14 protein-coding genes are annotated in these 18,302 nt (G+C 61.9%); 13 read left to right on the top strand and 1 reads right to left on the bottom strand.

The genetic code is table 11. From position 1 onward, the window contains the following. Positions 1-161: 161 nt before the first annotated feature. The 6 genes from BW992_RS22540 to BW992_RS22515 all read left to right on the top strand — a co-directional run bounded on the left by BW992_RS22540 (position 162) and on the right by BW992_RS22515 (position 9,016). A complete protein-coding gene (locus BW992_RS22540; RefSeq protein WP_076407134.1) occupies positions 162-2,513 on the top strand; it encodes a hypothetical protein in 2,352 nt (783 codons plus the stop codon). 439 nt (positions 2,514-2,952) lie between these two features. Next, positions 2,953-3,282, top strand: a complete 330-nt coding sequence (locus tag BW992_RS22535; RefSeq protein ID WP_072459535.1) for a DUF6124 family protein — start codon at positions 2,953-2,955, stop codon at positions 3,280-3,282. Between the two features lie 170 nt (positions 3,283-3,452). Continuing rightward, positions 3,453-6,380: a hypothetical protein gene (locus BW992_RS22530; protein WP_076407133.1), complete on the top strand. Its 2,928-nt coding sequence runs from the start codon at positions 3,453-3,455 to the stop codon at positions 6,378-6,380. Between the two features lie 431 nt (positions 6,381-6,811). Next, complete coding sequence (locus BW992_RS22525; RefSeq protein ID WP_076407132.1) at positions 6,812-7,141, top strand: DUF6124 family protein; 330 nt, start codon at positions 6,812-6,814, stop codon at positions 7,139-7,141. Positions 7,142-7,350: 209 nt separating this feature from the next. Beyond that, positions 7,351-7,698: a metalloregulator ArsR/SmtB family transcription factor gene (locus BW992_RS22520; RefSeq protein ID WP_072430529.1), complete on the top strand. Its 348-nt coding sequence runs from the start codon at positions 7,351-7,353 to the stop codon at positions 7,696-7,698. Positions 7,699-7,732: 34 nt separating this feature from the next. After that, positions 7,733-9,016: an arsenic transporter gene (locus tag BW992_RS22515; RefSeq protein WP_072430530.1), complete on the top strand. Its 1,284-nt coding sequence runs from the start codon at positions 7,733-7,735 to the stop codon at positions 9,014-9,016. Between the two features lie 130 nt (positions 9,017-9,146). Here the strand turns inward: BW992_RS22515 and BW992_RS22510 are convergent, their stop codons facing one another. After that, a complete protein-coding gene (locus BW992_RS22510; protein ID WP_076407131.1) occupies positions 9,147-10,112 on the bottom strand; it encodes a DUF1853 family protein in 966 nt (321 codons plus the stop codon). 182 nt (positions 10,113-10,294) lie between these two features. Between BW992_RS22510 and BW992_RS22505 the strand changes: the two genes are divergently transcribed. The 7 genes from BW992_RS22505 to BW992_RS22475 all read left to right on the top strand — a co-directional run bounded on the left by BW992_RS22505 (position 10,295) and on the right by BW992_RS22475 (position 18,281). Further along, positions 10,295-11,185, top strand: a complete 891-nt coding sequence (locus tag BW992_RS22505; RefSeq protein ID WP_024776985.1) for an NAD(+) kinase — start codon at positions 10,295-10,297, stop codon at positions 11,183-11,185. After that, positions 11,182-12,156 (top strand): metallophosphoesterase, encoded by a 975-nt coding sequence (locus BW992_RS22500; RefSeq protein ID WP_172834665.1) that lies wholly within the window; start codon positions 11,182-11,184, stop codon positions 12,154-12,156. Before BW992_RS22505 ends, BW992_RS22500 begins: the two co-directional genes overlap by 4 nt. Then, positions 12,153-13,025 (top strand): rhomboid family intramembrane serine protease, encoded by an 873-nt coding sequence (locus tag BW992_RS22495; RefSeq protein WP_076407130.1) that lies wholly within the window; start codon positions 12,153-12,155, stop codon positions 13,023-13,025. Before BW992_RS22500 ends, BW992_RS22495 begins: the two co-directional genes overlap by 4 nt. Positions 13,026-13,070: 45 nt before the next feature. Beyond that, complete coding sequence (locus tag BW992_RS22490; protein WP_053153794.1) at positions 13,071-13,331, top strand: YeaC family protein; 261 nt, start codon at positions 13,071-13,073, stop codon at positions 13,329-13,331. Further along, entirely contained in the window at positions 13,328-14,158 is an 831-nt protein-coding gene (locus BW992_RS22485) for a DUF2797 domain-containing protein (RefSeq protein WP_072398904.1), read from the top strand. Before BW992_RS22490 ends, BW992_RS22485 begins: the two co-directional genes overlap by 4 nt. Before the next feature lie 13 nt (positions 14,159-14,171). Then, positions 14,172-16,829 carry an aminopeptidase N gene (pepN, locus tag BW992_RS22480; RefSeq protein WP_076407129.1) on the top strand — a complete coding sequence of 886 codons (2,658 nt, stop codon included), beginning with the start codon at positions 14,172-14,174 and terminating at the stop codon, positions 16,827-16,829. Positions 16,830-17,228: 399 nt separating this feature from the next. Continuing rightward, a complete protein-coding gene (locus BW992_RS22475; protein WP_072398906.1) occupies positions 17,229-18,281 on the top strand; it encodes a WD40/YVTN/BNR-like repeat-containing protein in 1,053 nt (350 codons plus the stop codon). Positions 18,282-18,302: the final 21 nt, after the last annotated feature.

Below are 18,302 nucleotides of genomic sequence, written 5' to 3'. Positions count from 1 at the left end.
CCCTTTGCTCTGGGAGCGGGGTAGCACTCCCTGTTCAGTGAGCTACCCCGCTCGACACCCCTGATCGCTCCCGAACTGTCAACTTTGACAGTAGCCAGCCCTCATGCATCGGCGCTCTCATATCACCACGCCCTGACGCGTCACTTATGAGGACCCCGATCATGCCCCCTTCATCGACACCCGCCGACCAGACCGTCCTTCTGGAGAAACCCGACCTGCCGCGCGCCACTCGCCCTGTGGTGGGGGGCGATTTCGGGGTGCCCAAGCATATCTATGACCAGGAGCCCGCGGGCTGCAAGGTCGCGGTGTTGCCTTATACAAACCAGACAGGCGGGGAGAATGTCTCGATCAACCTCAATGGCGAGACGAACATCGACAACCGGAACACGCTGGGCACCGACGACACGGTGGAGCTGTACATTCCCCATGGAAAACTATTGGCCAACGCAGTCAATCGACTGACCTACACCATAAGGCGTCTCAGCGGTGTCGTTGAAACCTCCGATCCTCCTGCAGAGATCCTCTACAACGAGTTCCGGCCAGGCCTTTTCGATCGCACGCCTGGCGATGGTGCGCATTCCGAGCTGGAGTTGATCCTGCCGGATGAAATCAAGAACGGAGTAGGGCCGGGCTTCACCCGGGCGACGGTGTGCGTGAGTTACCCCTATTGCCGGGCACATGACCGTATCTGGCTCAACTGCAACGGCAAGCCCAAATACCATACGGTGCCTGATACCGAGGCCCCATTGCCGCCGGACCCCGGCTCGCCGACACCCACCACGATCTGCTTCGATGTCACCAGCGCCGACCTGGGCGATGACCATGCCCAGTTCATGTTCTCCTTCACGGTCACCGACCAGTTGGGCAATTCGCCGGATCTCAACTCGCCCTGGTCCGCTGTGCAGACGGTTGACGTAGATCAGGCCGGTCTTCGACTGCCGGTGCCGATCCCGCGGGAAATCGCCAGCGAGACGGCTGACGACCCCGGCATCATCGATCTCGAAAAACTGGGTACGAACCCGCTGCTGTTGATCGTTCTGACCAGCGACCCTCGTTTCCTGCCGGGAGATACGATCGAGGCGACCTACGTTGCGAAGGTGGTGGGCCAGCCGGAGGTCACCCACAGCGAGACAGGAACGGTCGAAACCGATGGTTTTGGGCAGAAACAGGCCTGTGTGCTGGAGATTCCCAACGACAAGGTTACTTCGGGCAGCACGGTGCAGGCGTCTTACAAACTGTTCAGGGGCACGACACTGATAGGTACCTCAAAAACGGCCCATGCGACCGTGATCGGAGCGGCGCAGAACCTGTTGCCTCCTTCGGTGAAAGAGGCCAATGGCCCCATCCTGAACCCGGTCCAGGCCAAGGACTCGCTCCACGTCGTCGTGCCGGCCAACGCCGCGCTGCTGCCCGACGACAAACTGAAAGTCACCTGGACCGGCGCACCGGGCACACCGGCCGGGGGTTCTCACACCTCGGGCGAATGGCCGGTCAGGGATGGGTGGGAGGTTCCGATTCCCAACAGTGTGGTGGCGTTCAACCTGGGCAAGGCGGTGACGGTGACCTACACGGTGATCCAGAACGGCGTGGAGTCGCCGCCGTCGGATCCGTTTGTGCTGAATGTGCAGGCGATGCCTGCGGCGAGCCTGACGATACCGTTGATTCCGGAGGCGGCGCAGGGAGGGCTGGGAACTGAGTTGGATTTGAGTAAATTTACCGGGAATGCACGCGTCACTGTCGCACCATGGCCGTTGATTGCGGCGGGTCAGCGGGTCTGGATGAGTTGCGAGGGGGTTGCCAGTGATGGTTCGAATTACACGATTCCCTTGTATACCGACTCAGAAGTCAGCTCGGGCCAAGTGACTACTGGGCTTTCTACGCCGTTGTTACGGAGCGAGCTGGAGAAGCTGCGCGATGGTTCTGAGCTGAAGGTTATGTTGTTGGTGGCGTTCAATCGCAGTACCAACCAGAATGAAAGCGTTTCCTTCCCGCTGCGCACCTATACCGTCAAAGTTGGCATGTACACAACCGGTACTGAGACGTTCGAAGATGAACCATCCGTCTACCGGATAACGCCAGGGGAAAAACGGGTTACTGCACATGGGTTAACCCTGGAGTGTTTTATCGTGGATCGGCCACCACTTGTAATCGTCAACCCGAGGGCACCAGTGTGGAGAGGGGTACTTGAACTTAACGAGACATCTGATCGTTGCGGCACTGCACATGTCGATGTCAAATTTCCTGGTGACGGCGCTACCAAGTCATGCAGCATTGAATACCGCACGATAAATTACGGTAGTGTCGTTGCACAGCAGCGTGTGTTGATTGAAGTTGTGGAAGGGGACATCGCACTCGACTCTAGAGTATTTATATACCCAGCTGGAGATGTGTGGGATTTTACTGTTCCCTCTGGACGAGTCGCAACCGGGTATAGGCTGACATCGAACGCTGCCAACTTAGAAACTGGCGGTCACCTTTCCCTCATCGTTCATACCGTCTCGTGGAGCTCCTGACGCTGTTAAGCCCTTGGATAAAGGGGGCGCATTTATTTACTAGAAGTACGCCCTGTGAAAGCGAGGAAACTCGCTTTCACAGGCCCGAGCTTATCGAACCTGCGCCCCACGCCATCCTTCAGCCTCCGGCTACATCGCCTTGCGCCATTGCCTACAACTGCGCCAGAATCCGCCGGCTTGTGCGCCTAGGGGGCGGGTTCTATCGTTTGCGGGTCGCTGACGAATCAGCGATCGGGTTTAGCGACTCGGATCATTCTAGGCACAACAAGCCCTCCATGTTTTGTTGCAGATCTGACTGCAATTTCGTTATGGCGGCTGTTATGTGGGAGACCTTCGGGTCTGCCGGGTGCCTATGACCGGTTCGCTAACCCGCGTGCAGCCGCCACCCATCTCTGTTTAGCGACAGATTTCGGTGGCTCCATTCCATAGGAGCCTCATCATGTTCAAACCAACCCCGAATCCACCAGACACCGATCCCGACCCAACCGCCTTCGACAAAGCCGCCAAACGCGCCCTCGATTTCTACCTCAAGCCCGACCCCGAAACCGACCCACCCCCAGGCCAACTCTTCACCGTGGTAAACGGCATCGACACCGAATGCCTGCTCGCCAACCTCAGCGAAACCCTGGCCTCGGCCGATGCCATGATCAGCGACCTGGCCTTCGAACTGGAAGGTTCGCGCCGGCATGTGGCGTTGGGCATCCAGCAGTTGATCGAGCTGGGTGGATTGCTGGCGAATCGGGCCCTGGATAACGGCGACCTGCGTTAATCGGTCCATCTTATCCGTGGCGAGGAAACCCGCTCCCTCGCCACGAAGGTCATCCCTCCACCTGTCAATCCTGACAGTAGACGCTCCCACCCCGGCGCGTCTTAATGATCGCTCCTTCCCTTCGCCTCTACTGTTTTATTGGCAGCCCCTCAAAGATCGAGGTGTTTCCCATGGAAAAGCGATTCCCCCGGCGTTATTCGCCCAGCAGCACGCCTTCGGCCGACACACTCGACCCGCCCTGGTTTCCAGGCTGGACGCTTTTGGTGCAGGACTACGATGCCGGTATTCCGGCCAGGCTGGTGGAAGGGGGGCTGCTCTGTATCGTCGAACCCTGGACCAACATGGAGGTCGGTGACGACTTCAAACTCTACTGGAGCGATGGCTCCGCCCCTGTCTGGAGCACCGTCGTCGACCAGAACCAGAAAAACCAACGACTGGCTTTCCGGATCGATGAAGGGCATATCGTCGAGGGCGACGCTTTTCCGGTGTTCTACAGTGTGCTGCGGTCAAGCTCGACGCAACCGGTCGTGTCGCAGCCGCAGTGGAAGTTGCTGGTCAAGCTCGACCCACCCGGTGGCTTCGATCCGGACCAAGGCACCCCAGGCCATTCGGGCCTGAAGTATTCGATTCCCCAGGACATTCTCGACAACGGGGTTGGCCCCGACGAGGCCGCAGCCGGTGTGCCGATCACCATCAAGCCTTACAAGAACATGCGTCGCAGAGACGAGATCAACGTGGCCTGGGGCACCGAGAATGTCTATCACACGGTGGCCGAGGATGAGGAAAACCAAGAGATCACTATCACCATCCCCCTGGAGGTGATCGAGCGAGCCGAGGACAGCGATGCCCTGGCCGTGGCCTATCAGGTGGTGGATGAGTGCGGCAATTACCCGGGGGGGTATTGGCGCTGGTCCGCGGTGACCCATGTGCTGGTGGATGTGAACAACAACCGCCTCGATCCGCCGCTGGTGCTGGTCGATGGCTTTCCGGTGGAGGAGATCGACCTCGCCGAACTGGCCGGCAATCCGGTCACCGTGCGTGTCACCGCCAACCGCTACGAACACGCCGTGGGTGACCTTTTGCGCCTGACCTGGCGTGGCACGGCTGCTGATAGCTCCCCGGTGATCGTCGGCCCGCTGGAGCACACGGTTCAAACCATTCCCTACTACTACGACTTCACCATCCCCCATGATGATGTCGCGGCGATCGCCAGGGGGCGGGCCTCGGTAAGTTACCTAAGGATCCGCAGTGGCGAGAAGGATCTCCCATCGAAAAGCACCTCCGTGACCGTGATCGGCGATGCCCGTCAATACCTGGCCCCGGAGATCGTGGAAGCGGTGGGCGGAACGCTGGATCCGGACCTCAGCTTCTACACCCTGTCCGTTCCTTACTACCCAGGCCGAACCGCCGGCGACGAGATCATTATCATCTGTGACGGTCGCACCTCCACCACGCTGCCGACCTACCATGAAGTGACCGCCATCGTCGGTGGAGAGCCGGTCGGTGCGCCGGTGCTGGCGAACCTCGCCAAAGAGCAGGTCAAGCGGCTCGATGGCGGCTCGCTCACCGTGTACTACAGCGTGAACGGCCAACCCGAATCGGAGCATCTGGTGTTGAGCGTGGGGGTCGCCGCGCCGTCGCTGCCTATCCCGACGGTGGTGGAAGCGCCCAACGACGTGTTGAACCCGGACGACGTCAATCCGCTGATTGGCGTGAACGTTCACGCGACCCATACCGCGACGATTCCCGAAGATGTCGTCGTGCTGCGCTGGCGCGGTTCGTCGAGCAATGCCCCGGACCAGTCCAGAACCTTGACCGGCAACACAGCGGGCAAGCTGGTGCCGTTTACCGTGCCGTTCCGGTACGTGACCGAAAACCTCAATGGCACGGTAGACGTGAGCTACTCCATCACCCGTGGCACGAGCTTGCTGGGCAATTCCATTGTCAGGCACCTGACGGTGGGTTCGCTCCTGGACCTGAAGGCACCTTCGGTGGAAGAAGCCAACGGCGCCATCCTGAACCCGGTCAATGCCAAGGACAAGCTGACCGTCGTCGTGCCAGCCAATGCCGCGCTGCTGCCCGACGACAAACTCAAAGTCACCTGGACCGGCGCAGCGGGCACGCCGGCAGGTGGTTCACACACCTCGGGGGAATGGCCGGTCAGGGATGGGTGGGAAGTACCGATTCCCAACAGTGTGGTGGCGTTCAACCTGGGCAAGTCGGTGACGGTGACCTACACCGTGATCCAGAACGGCGTGGAGTCGCCGCCGTCGGATCCGTTTACGCTGAATGTGCAGGCGATACCTGCGGCGAGCCTGACGATACCGTTGATTCCGGAGGCGGCGCAGGGAGGGCTGGGTACTGAGTTGGATCTGAGTACATTTATCGGGGATGCCCGGATTACCGTAGCGCCGTGGCCGCTCATTGCGGTCGGTCAAAAGGTTTGGCTGATCTGTGGAGGGGTCACGAGCGATAACCCGAATTATATAATTTCGTTGCTCACTGGCTCAGAGGTCAACCCGGACCAAGTGGCCAGTGGGCTTTCCATCCCGTTTCCACGGGCCGAACTCGAAGTGCTGCGTGACGGTTCTGATTTGAAGATTGTGCTGCTGGTTACTTTCAATCGCACCAGCAACCAAAGTGAGGCTGTTCCCTTCCCGTTGCGGACCTATTCCTTGGCCAATCAAGCTTCTTTCGACCACTACACTCCCTTCACGAATGGCAATATGAACGGCTGGAGCTTCTATGACGATTTGGGTGGATCGATCAAGCAAGAGTCCAACGGCAATTACTACTGCAACGTTGTATCCCCAGCTGCGGGAGGGGGGGTGGAATCGATAGTTTTGGGCGGTTTCCCGGAAGGACGTTATGAAGTCAGTCTACGGGCGCGTGGTAGCTATTTATTTGTCAGAGTAAACAAGGACCCTGGCTCAGAAGACGCCATCTCCGCTGCTCTCACCTCCCAGTGGCAAACCTACACGGGTGAATTCGCTTGGCAGTCGACTTTCCTCTTAATTCAGATACTCGCTCGGAGAAATGGCTCTATTGATGTCGATGACATCCATATTCGTAAGTTGACCACTACAGCCGGGCAGTAAAAAAAGAGACGTATTTATCTGCCCATTTACTTACCAGAAATACACCCTGTGAAAGCGAGGAAACTCGCTTTCACAGGCCCGAGCTTATCGAACCTGCGCCCCACGCCATCCTTCAGCCTCCGGCTACATCGCCTTGCGCCATTGCCTACAACTGCGCCAGAATCCGCCGGCTTGTGCGCCTAGGGGGCGGGCTCTATCGTTTGCGGGTCGCTGATTTATCAGTGATCGGGTTTGGTAGCCCGGGCTTTCGGTGCATAGCGTCATCTTTTGCAAGCGCAAACATGCGCTTCGCTTTTTGGTGGCCATGCGCAGGGCCTTTTCGGAGGCGCCGGCTCCGATGCCCGGTCTACCAACCTTCGTATGGCCACCGCCCAATTCGTTTGGTAGCGAGAGGGTGATGGCTCCTTTTCATAATGCATCGGAGCTTCACCATGTTCAAAGTAACCCCCAACCCACCAGACACCGAACCAACCCCATCTCCTTTCGACAAAGCCGCCAAACGCGTCCTCGATTTCTACCTCAAGCCCGACCCCGAAACCGACCCACCCCCAGGCCAACTCTTCACCGTGGTAAACGGTATCGACACCGAATGCCTGCTGGCCAACCTCAGCGAAACCCTGGCCTCGGCCGATGCCATGATCAGCGACCTGGCCTTCGAACTGGAAGGTTCGCGCCGGCATGTGGCGTTGGGCATCCAGCAGTTGATCGAGCTGGGTGGATTGCTGGCGAATCGGGCCCTGGACAACGGCGATCCGCGCTGAACGGTCTTCGCCACAAGTGCGGTTCGATCCTTTAGTGTGCATTCCCTTGCTGGGGAGAGTTGTGTTTCTGTGGCGAGGGGATTCATCCCCGCTGGGCTGTGAAGCAGCCCCGAACCCGGCACCACGGTGCCTGCATCGTGGTGCCGGGCTTTACCAGATATTCGTCTTTCCATATATTCCCCCTTCGCTCATCCAGATTTCTTCTTGCCATGCCCGATTCCCATAATCCCGTCGATGTCTTCAAGGCATTGGCCGACGACACCCGCACTCGCATCGCGCTGTTGGTGGCCCGTGAAGGCGAGTTGTGTGTCTGTGAACTCACCGCCGCCCTGGACCAGAGCCAGCCGAAGATCTCTCGACACCTGGCTCAGTTGCGTCACGCCGGCCTGCTCAGCGACCGGCGGCAAGGGCAGTGGGTCTATTATCGGCTGCACCCGCAATTGCCATCCTGGGTGGGTACGCTGCTGGAACAGGCATTGGCGGCCAACGCCCAGTGGCTGGCGGCGGATGTGCAACGCTTGACCGCGATGGTCGACCGTCCCGTGCGCTGCTGCTGATCATTCCTCCATTTTTTTCTCAAGGCGATTGTGCATGCTCGTTGCGTCGTTGATTTTCCTGCTGACCATTACGCTGGTGATCTGGCAACCCAAGGGGCTGGGCGTCGGTTGGAGTGCCACCCTCGGTGCCGTTCTGGCCCTGTTGAGCGGGGTGGTGCAGGTCGGTGACATTGCCCTGGTGTGGCAGATCATCTGGAATGCCACCGGCACGTTCGTCGCGCTGATCATCATCAGCCTGTTGCTGGACGAAGCGGGTTTCTTCGCTTGGGCGGCGCTGCACGTGGCCCGCTGGGGGCGGGGCAGCGGACGCAAGCTGTTTGCCTTCATGGTGCTGCTGGGGGCACTGGTGTCGGCGTTGTTCGCCAATGACGGCGCGGCGCTGATCCTCACGCCGATCGTGATTTCCATGCTGCTGGCCTTGCGCTTTTCCCCGGCGGCGACCCTGGCCTTCGTGATGGGCGCGGGTTTCATTGCCGACACGGCGAGCCTGCCGCTGGTGGTGTCGAACCTGGTGAACATCGTGTCGGCGGACTTCTTCGGCATTGGCTTCAATCGCTACGCGTCGGTGATGGTGCCGGTGAACCTGGTGGCCGTGGCGGCCAGTCTGGCGATCCTGCTGTGGTTTTTCCGTCGCGATATTCCTCGCGACTACGATCCGCAGCAACTGGCGGATCCGGCCAGCGCCATCCACGACACGGCCACCTTCTACGCCGGCTGGGTGGTGCTGGCGATCCTGTTGCTGGGCTGCTTCGCCCTGGAGCCGCTGGGCATTCCCATCAGCGCGATTTCGGCCGTCTGCGCCGCGTTGCTGCTGGCCGTGGCGGCCCGGGGTCACAAGATTTCCACCCGCAAGGCCATGAAAGAAGCGCCCTGGCAGATCGTGATCTTTTCCCTGGGCATGTACCTGGTGGTCTATGGGCTGCGCAATGCCGGCCTGACCGATTACCTGGCTCGCTGGCTCGACGTTTTCGCCGGCTATGGGGTGTGGGGCGCGGCCATGGGCACCGGGTTGCTGACGGCCTTGCTCTCGTCGGTGATGAACAACCTGCCGACGGTACTGGTTGGCGCCTTGTCCATCGACGCCAGCCAGGCCAGCGGAGTGGTGAAGGAGGCGATGGTCTATGCCAACGTCATCGGCAGCGACCTGGGGCCGAAAATCACGCCGATCGGCAGCCTGGCCACTTTGCTCTGGTTGCATGTGCTGGCGCGCAAGGACATCCGCATCGGCTGGGGCTATTACTTCAAGGTCGGGATCGTGCTGACCGTGCCGGTGTTGCTGGTGACGTTGGCGGCGCTGGCGGTGCGGTTGTCCATTTAGACCGAGGTGGCTTTATCGCGAGCAAGCTCGCTCCCACACTGACCGCCGCGCCTGCCATTTCAAGGGAGAACAGAGACACCATGTGGGAGCGAGCTTGCTCGCGATGAGGTCCTGACAGGCAGCACAAGGCTCAGCCATTGCCCGGCACATCCGGCCAGCGATCCGCCACCAGGAACAGCCGTTCGGCTTCTTCCCACTCACCCTTGGCATTTTCCGTCAGGCGCACCATCAGTTGCGCCGGCGCCATGGGGTCCAGGGCCAGTCGCCAGGCTTCAAGCTGCCCGGTGGTCCAGGTCTGGTCCGCCGGGTAATGGGCCGGGGCCAGCCAGGCGGCCCGGGGCAGGGGTTGCCAGCGGCCCGGTGGGCGCTGGGCGACGAACGCCGGCCAGTCGCGCTGATGCAACCAACTGCCGCGCAAATGCCTGGGGTGCGCTCCGGCGGGCGGTTCGGCGTGGCCGGGCCAGGGATAAAGCAGGTAGCCCCCCAGCCAGAGTTCGGAGCGGAACGACTCGATGCCCGCGGCGTCGATGCCCAGTGTCGCCAGGGCTTCGCGGCTTTCCGGGCGCGCCGAGATGGGTAACTGGTGTTCGCGCAGGTGGGCCAGTTTGCGGTCGAGCCGGTCATGGCTGCCCGGGCCCAGCCACCGAGCGGTGTCTTGCCCGTTGCCGTCCTGGGGGCCGAGGTAGAGCTTGATCGCCAGTTCCAGGTGATGGATGCCTTCGCCGTCGCGCAGCAGCAGGTCCAGCTCGCCCAGGGTATGGCCCTGGTGGCGGATCGGCAGGTTCGCGGCGACCAGCTCGATGCCCGGCGCGTGTTGCACGGCAAACTGCCACAGCCTTTCGTAGTACAGGCCCAGGCGCCGGGTCCGGCCCTGGGACAGGCAATGCAGCAGGGGATAGCTGTCGCGGTCCAGTTGCTGCAACCAGTGTTCCAGCCGGTGGGGCTGCTGCACCCAGTCGCTGCCCAACAGGGGATGGCGCTGGGGCCAGGGGGTGTCGATGAGCATCGGCGGGGCGAGTATCGCCCACGCCAGGTCCCGCACTTCGGGATGGCGCAAGCGGCGGGGCAGGTCCAGCAGTTCGGGAAACAGGATCATTTTGCGAGCATAGCCGCTATATGGCCAAGACTGTTCGTTTCGGGAAAACCCAGGGCCCATGGCGAGTGCAAGCCTCGAATGAAGGGCCTTGCGCGATGGTGAAGGCTTAAAGAATTTTGTCTATGGGCCGCTTTCGCCCATAATCGGGTTTTTCGCCCGTCGCAGACCCTCGCAGGAGCCCCATGGAGCAATTTCGCAATATCGGCATCATCGGTCGCCTGGGCAGTTCGCAGGTGCTGGACACCGTCCGCCGCCTCAAGCGTTTCCTCCTGGAGCGGCACCTGCATGTGATTCTCGAAGATACCATCGCCGAAGTCCTGCCGGGCCATGGCCTGCAGACGTCGTCGCGCAAGATGCTGGGCGAAGTCTGCGACATGGTGATCGTGGTGGGCGGCGACGGCAGCCTGCTGGGGGCCGCGCGGGCCCTGGCGCGGCACAATATCCCGGTGCTGGGGATCAACCGGGGCAGCCTGGGGTTTCTCACCGACATCCGCCCGGACGAGCTGGAAACCAAGGTCGCCGAAGTACTGGACGGCCACTATCTGGTGGAAAACCGCTTCCTGCTGCAGGCCGAGGTGCGCCGTCACGCCGAGGCCATCGGCCAGGGCGACGCCCTCAACGACGTGGTGCTGCACCCGGGCAAATCCACGCGCATGATCGAGTTCGAGCTGTACATCGACGGCCAGTTCGTCTGCAGCCAGAAGGCCGACGGCCTGATCGTCGCCACGCCCACGGGCTCCACGGCCTACGCGCTGTCCGCCGGTGGCCCGATCATGCATCCCAAGCTCGACGCTATTGTGATTGTGCCCATGTACCCCCATACCTTGTCTGGGCGACCCATCGTGGTCGATGGCAACAGTGAACTGAAAATCGTCGTGTCCAAGGATATGCAGATCTACCCACAAGTGTCCTGTGACGGTCAGAACCACTTCACCTGCGCGCCGGGTGACACCATCACCGTCAGCAAGAAAGCGCAGAAGCTGCGCCTGATCCATCCGCTGGATCACAATTACTACGAAGTCTGCCGGACCAAGCTCGGCTGGGGCAGCCGGCTGGGAGGAAGGGGCGACTGATGCTCGATCCTGCGCGAAGTTACGACCTGATCGGTGACGTGCACGGATGCGCCCTGACCCTGGAACACCTGCTTGACCGGCTCGGTTACCACAAGCAGGGCGGGGTCTGGCGGCATCCGTCGCGCATGGCCGTGTTCCTGGGCGACATCATCGACCGTGGCCCGCGGATCCGCGAGGCGCTGCACATCGTCCACGACATGGTGGAGGCCGGCCAGGCGCTGTGCATCATGGGCAACCACGAGTTCAATGCCCTGGGCTGGAGCACTCCGGCATTGCCCGGCAGTGGCCAGCGCTATGTTCGCGAACACACGCCGCGCCATGCCCGGCTGCTCAACGAGACCCTGACCCAGTTCGAACATCACCCCGGCGACTGGCACGATTTCCTGGCCTGGTTCTATGAGCTGCCGTTGTTTGTCGATGCCGGTCGTTTCCGGGTGGTGCATGCCTGTTGGGACGCCAGCCTGATCGAGCCGCTGCGGGGCCTGTTCCCGGACGGTTGCATCGACGAGCATTTCCTACAGGCCTCGGCGCAGTCCGGCAGTTTCGCCTGCACGGTGTTCGACCGCCTGCTGCGGGGCACCGACATGCGCCTGCCCCATGGCATGACCCTGACCGGTGGCGATGGCCTGACCCGTTCGTTCTTTCGTACCAAGTTCTGGGAGGACGACCCGCAGACCTACGGCGATATCGTCTTCCAGCCCGACGCCTTGCCCGAACCGGTGGCGCGCAGGCCCCTGTCTCCCGATGAAAAGAACAACCTGCTGCGTTACGGCATCGATGAACCGCTGCTGTTCGTCGGCCATTACTGGCGCAGCGGCAAACCCGCGCCGATCCGCCCGAACCTGGCGTGCCTGGACTACAGCGCCGTGCTCTATGGCAAGCTGGCCGCCTATCGCCTGGACCAGGAAACCCGACTGGACCCGCACAAATTCGTCTGGGTCGATGTGGAACGACCGGAGGTGGTGAAGTGACCGCTGTCGCTGTGTTGCGTTTACCCCTGGCCCAGGACCTGAGCGGTTTCGTCAAGTTGCTGCAACGCATGCAGGTGCCTCACCGCGTCAGCGAAGAGGCGGGCGAGCAGGTGCTCTGGGTGCCGGACGAAATCAGCGAAGACGTGCGCTCCCTGTACGAACGCTTTCCGGCGGGCGACCCCGAGCACCAGCTGGAGCTGCCTACCAACGGCACCCCCCCACGGCGGGCGGGTTTCGTCGAGCAATTGACCCGCAGTCCGATCACGGCCCTGGTGTTGCTGCTGAGCCTGATCGTCGCGGCGGTGACCCTGCTGGGGGAAAATCTCGAGACGCTGCGCTGGCTGACCTTCCTGGAGTTTCGCGTCGTCGGCGACTACATCCATTTCACCCCCCTGGCCGACAGCCTGGCGGCGGGGCAGTGGTGGCGCCTGGTGACGCCGATGCTGATCCACTTCGGTTTCCTGCACATTGCCATGAATGGCATGTGGTACTGGGAACTGGGCCGCCGGATCGAAGCGCGCCAGGGCGGCATCAACCTGCTGGGGCTGACGCTGCTGTTCAGCCTCGTATCCAATTTCGCCCAGTATTTCTTCAGCGGGCCGACCCTGTTCGGTGGGTTGTCCGGGGTGCTGTACGGCTTGCTGGGGCATTGCTGGATCTATCAACTGCTGGCGCCAAACCCCGCCTATCACTTGCCCCGTGGGGTGCTGGTGATGATGCTGGTGTGGCTGCTGCTGTGCCTGTCCGGGCTGGTTTCGCTGATCGGCTTCGGCGACATCGCCAACGCGGCCCACGTCGGCGGGCTGCTCGTCGGTTGCTTCACAGGGCTGTTGGGTGGGCTGTTCGCTCGCCGTAAAATGGCCCCCTGACCGGCGCCTGTGCCTCTTGAATATGCGCGATAGCGCGGAGAACCTATGTCTTCGTTCAACGAAATGATCAAAAACATCACCCCCGACATCTATCGCAGCCTGAAACTGGCGGTGGAGATCGGTAAATGGGCCGATGGCAACAAGCTCACCGCCGAACAGCGCGAGCTGTCGTTGCAGGCCATGATCGCCTGGGAAATCCAGAACCTGCCCGAGGAAGAGCGCACCGGCTACATGGGCCCGCAGGAGTGCCAGTCGAAGGCGCACGAAGTGCCGAACATCCTGTTCAAGTCGGATGCCATCCATTGATCGAGATTGGCCGCGGTGCAATCAGCAAGATGTCGGCGCGCCTGGACGGGCCGACCGTTCAATATGCCTTTCGCCTGGGCGATGTCGAGGTGCCGGTCAACCCGCTGATCGGCAGCACGGTGCGCCTGGAGTTTCTCGGTGCGATCCATTGCACCCACTGCGGGCGCAGGACCAAGACCAGCTTCAGCCAGGGCTACTGCTACCCCTGCATGACCAGGCTGGCGCAATGCGATATCTGCATCATGAGCCCCGAGCGCTGCCATTTCGAGGCAGGGACGTGCCGCGAGCCGGCATGGGGCGAACAGTTCTGCATGACCGATCATGTGGTGTACCTGGCGAACTCCTCGGGCGTGAAGGTCGGGATCACCCGGGCCACGCAACTGCCGACCCGCTGGCTCGACCAGGGCGCCAGCCAGGCGCTGCCGATCCTGCGGGTCGCCACCCGCCAGCAGTCGGGGTTCGTCGAAGACCTGTTCCGCAGCCAGGTGGCGGACAAGACCAACTGGCGCGCCTTGCTCAAGGGCGACGCGGTGGCGGTGGACCTGCCCCGGATCCGCGATTCGCTGTTCGAAAGCTGCGCCCAGGGGCTTCAGGGGCTGCAGGAACGTTTCGGCCTGCAAGCGATCCAGACCATAGCGGACGTCGAACCTGTGGAGATTCGCTATCCGGTGGAGCGATACCCGGCCAAGATCGTCAGTTTCAACCTGGACAAGGACCCGATTGCCGAAGGCACGTTGCTGGGAATCAAGGGCCAGTATCTGATTTTCGATACCGGCGTGATCAATATTCGTAAATACACGGCCTATCAGCTCGCCGTGCATCAGTAGAAGGATTCGACCCATGCGCACCGAACAACCGAAGATGATCTACCTCAAGGACTATCAGGCGCCCGAGTACCTGATCGACGAGACACACCTGACCTTCGAGTTGTTCGAGGACCACAGCCTGGTCCATGCGCAACTGGTCATGCGCCGCAACCCCGAGCGGGGCGCCGGCTTGCCGCCGCTGGTGCTGGACGGCCAACAGCTCGAACTGCTGTCGGTCAAGCTCGACGACAGCGACCTGGGCCCGGGCGACTATCACCTGGACGACAGCCACCTGACCCTGCAGCCCAAGGCCCAGGCGTTCACGGTGGACACCAGCGTGCGCATCCATCCGGAAACCAACACCGCCCTGGAAGGCCTGTACAAGTCCGGCAGCATGTTCTGCACCCAGTGCGAGGCCGAGGGTTTCCGCAAGATCACCTATTACCTCGACCGCCCCGACGTGATGAGCAAGTTCACCACCACCGTGGTGGCCGAGCAGCACAGCTATCCGGTGCTGTTGTCCAACGGCAACCCGATTGCCAGCGGTCCGGGGGAGGACGGCCGGCACTGGGCGACCTGGGAAGATCCGTTCAAGAAACCCGCCTACCTGTTCGCCCTGGTGGCCGGGGACCTATGGTGCGTCGAAGACACCTTCACCACCATGACCGAGCGCACGGTGGCCTTGCGCATCTATGTCGAGCCGGAAAACATCGACAAATGCCAGCACGCCATGACCAGTCTGAAGAAATCCATGCGCTGGGACGAAGAGGTGTACGGGCGTGAATACGACCTGGACATCTTCATGATTGTCGCGGTCAACGACTTCAACATGGGCGCCATGGAGAACAAGGGCCTCAACATCTTCAACTCCAGCGCCGTGCTGGCCCGCGCCGAAACCGCCACCGACGCTGCGCACCAGCGGGTGGAAGCCATCGTGGCCCACGAATACTTCCACAACTGGTCGGGCAACCGCGTGACCTGCCGCGACTGGTTCCAGCTGTCGCTCAAGGAAGGTTTCACGGTGTTCCGCGATGCCGGGTTCTCCGCCGACATGAACTCGGCCACCGTCAAGCGTATCCAGGACGTGGCTTACCTGCGTACCCACCAGTTCGCCGAAGACGCCGGCCCCATGGCCCACCCGGTGCGCCCGGACAGCTTCATCGAGATTTCCAACTTCTACACCCTGACCGTGTATGAAAAGGGCTCGGAAGTGGTCGGCATGATCCACACCCTGCTGGGGCCGGAGGGCTTTCGCAAGGGCAGCGACCTGTACTTCGAACGCCACGACGGCCAGGCCGTGACCTGCGATGACTTCATCAAGGCCATGGAAGATGCCAACGGCGTCGACCTGACCCAGTTCAAGCGCTGGTACAGCCAGGCCGGTACCCCACGCCTGGCGGTGAGTGAGTCCTACGACGCCACGGCCAGGACCTACAGCCTGACCTTCAGCCAGAGCTGCCCACCCACCCCGGACAAGCAGGAAAAACGGCCATTCGTGATTCCCGTGGAGCTCGGCCTGCTGGACAGCAAGGGCGCCGAAATGCCTCTGCGCCTGGCCGGGGAGGCCGCCGCGAGCGGTACGTCCCGGGTGATCTCGGTGACCGAGGCCGAACAGACTTTCACCTTCGTCGACATCGCGGAAAAACCCCTGCCATCGCTGCTGCGGGGCTTCTCGGCGCCGGTGAAGCTGAGCTTCCCGTACGATCGCGACCAGTTGATGTTCCTGATGCAGCACGACAGCGACGGCTTCAATCGCTGGGATGCCGGCCAGCAACTGTCGGTGCAGGTATTGCAGGAGCTGATCGCCCAACACCAGAAGGGCGAGCGCCTGGCGCTGGACCCACGTCTGGTCAGTGCCCTGCGCACGGTGCTGTCGGACGAATCCCTGGACCAGGCCATGGTCGCGGAAATGCTCTCGCTGCCAAGCGAGGCCTATCTGACGGAAATCAGCGAAGTGGCCGACGTGGAAGCCATCCATGCCGCGCGCGAATTCGCCCGCCAGCAACTGGCCGAGAGCCTGTTCGAAGCCCTGTGGCTGCGCTATGAGGCCAACCGTGACCTGTCGAAGCGCACGCCGTACGTGGCCGAGGCCGAGCATTTCGCCCGCCGCGCGTTGCAGAACATCGCGCTGTCGTACCTGATGCTCACCGACAAGCCCGAAGTGCTCAGCGCCACCCTGGACCAGTTCGACACGGCCGACAACATGACCGAACGCCTCACGGCGCTGGCGGTGCTGGTCAACTCGCCGTACGAGACCGAGAAGGCCAAGGCCCTTGAAGTGTTCGCGGAAAACTTCAAGGGCAACCCGCTGGTGATGGACCAGTGGTTCAGCGTCCAGGCCGGCAGCCCCTTGCCGGGCGGCCTGGCGCGGGTCAAGGCGTTGATGGCGCATCCGGCGTTCAACATCAAGAACCCGAACAAGGTGCGGGCCCTGGTCGGTGCGTTCGCCGGGCAGAACCTGATCAACTTCCACGCCGCCGATGGCTCGGGCTACCGCTTCCTGGCGGACCTGGTGATCCAGCTCAACGGCTTCAACCCGCAGATCGCCTCGCGGCAACTGGCACCGTTGACCCGCTGGCGCAAATACGACAGTGCCCGCCAGGCACTGATGAAGGGCGAACTTGAGCGCATTCTGGCGTCCGGCGGGCTGTCGGCCGATGTCTTCGAAGTGGTGAGCAAGAGCCTGGCGTGACGTTGATGCCGCGGTCTGCCTGGCGGACCGCGGTGTTCCCATCGCGAGCAGGCCCGCTCCCACAGTAGCGCTCCAGCGGACACTTATTCCGTGGTCAGTATGGATCCTCTGTGGGAGCGAGCTTGCTCGCGATAACGTCAGCCGTCACCACCAGGCCCCCTCGCTATCACCCCACCGAATACCCCACCATTCAGTCCCCACGCCCAGCCTTCTGGTTAACAAAAGATAACGCGGCGTCGATTGTCAGACCTTTCGAAAGCCCGATAGGATAGGTCAGCTTCCGAAGTGGCTCTAGATTGCAGGTTTCAGGACTATGCTCCAGGACTGCAACAGCACAGAGCCCGCTTACGGCGCCCTGAAAGGTTGAATGACCTAACAATAATAATGGGGGAAAGGTCTATGAGTGAGCCTGTCATGGCAGTGAGCCGTGCACGTCCGACGGTGCTGCGCAGCGTTGCGTTGCTGGCCTCGGCGCTCTCGCTGCTGGGCTCTGCGGTGTTGTCGGCACCGGCGTTGGCCGTTGCGGCCTCGACAACCGATGTCATCTATTCCGTCGAATCGGCCAAGGCCAGCAAAACCCTGATGCTCGATGTGGTCCACGCCGGCCAGCGCCTGGTGGCGGTCGGTGACCGTGGGCACATCGTCTACTCCGACGACCAGGGCAAATCCTGGACCCAGGCCAAGGTTCCGACCCGCCAATTGCTCACTGCCGTGTTTTTCGTCGACGACAAGCGCGGCTGGGCCGTGGGGCACGACGCGCAGATCCTTGCCAGCGAAGACGGCGGCACCACCTGGACCAAGCAATTCGAGGACCTCAACCGCGAGGCGCCACTGCTGGATGTCTGGTTCAAGGACGCCACCAACGGCTTTGCCGTAGGGGCCTACGGCGCGCTGTTGGAGACCACCGACGGCGGCAAGCACTGGGAAGATGCCAGCGACCGCCTCGACAACGAAGACCAGTTTCACCTCAATGCCATCGCCGCCGTGAAAGACGCCGGCCTGTTCATCGTCGGCGAGGCCGGCGCCATGTTCCGCTCCGCCGACTGGGGCCAGACCTGGGAGAAGCTCGAAGGCCCGTACGAAGGTTCGTTGTTCGGTGTCATCGGCACTGCCCAGCCTTCGACATTGCTGGCCTACGGCCTGCGCGGCAACCTCTATCGTTCCACCGATTTCGGCGGCAGCTGGGAGCAGGTGGAGCTCAAGGCCGCTCGCGGCGAGCTGGAGTTCGGCCTGTCAGGGGCGACCTTGCTGCCGGACGGCTCCATCGTGATCGTCGGCAACGGCGGCAGCGTGATACGCAGCACCGATGACGGCGTGACCTTCAGCGTCTTCAATCGGCCCGATCGGATTTCCGTGGCGGCCGTAGCGGCGGCGGGCAATGGCAACCTGATCCTGGCAGGGCAAGGGGGCGTACGCGCCACCACCCCCACCGGCGCCGAACCGGGCAAATGAACCGCGGGCATGAGTCGGGCA

Origin of the sequence: Pseudomonas sp. 7SR1, from assembly GCF_900156465.1 — a bacterium.
GTDB lineage: Bacteria > Pseudomonadota > Gammaproteobacteria > Pseudomonadales > Pseudomonadaceae > Aquipseudomonas.
Note: the sequence above shows the minus strand (reverse complement) of the source record. Positions and strands in the feature narration are given on the sequence as shown.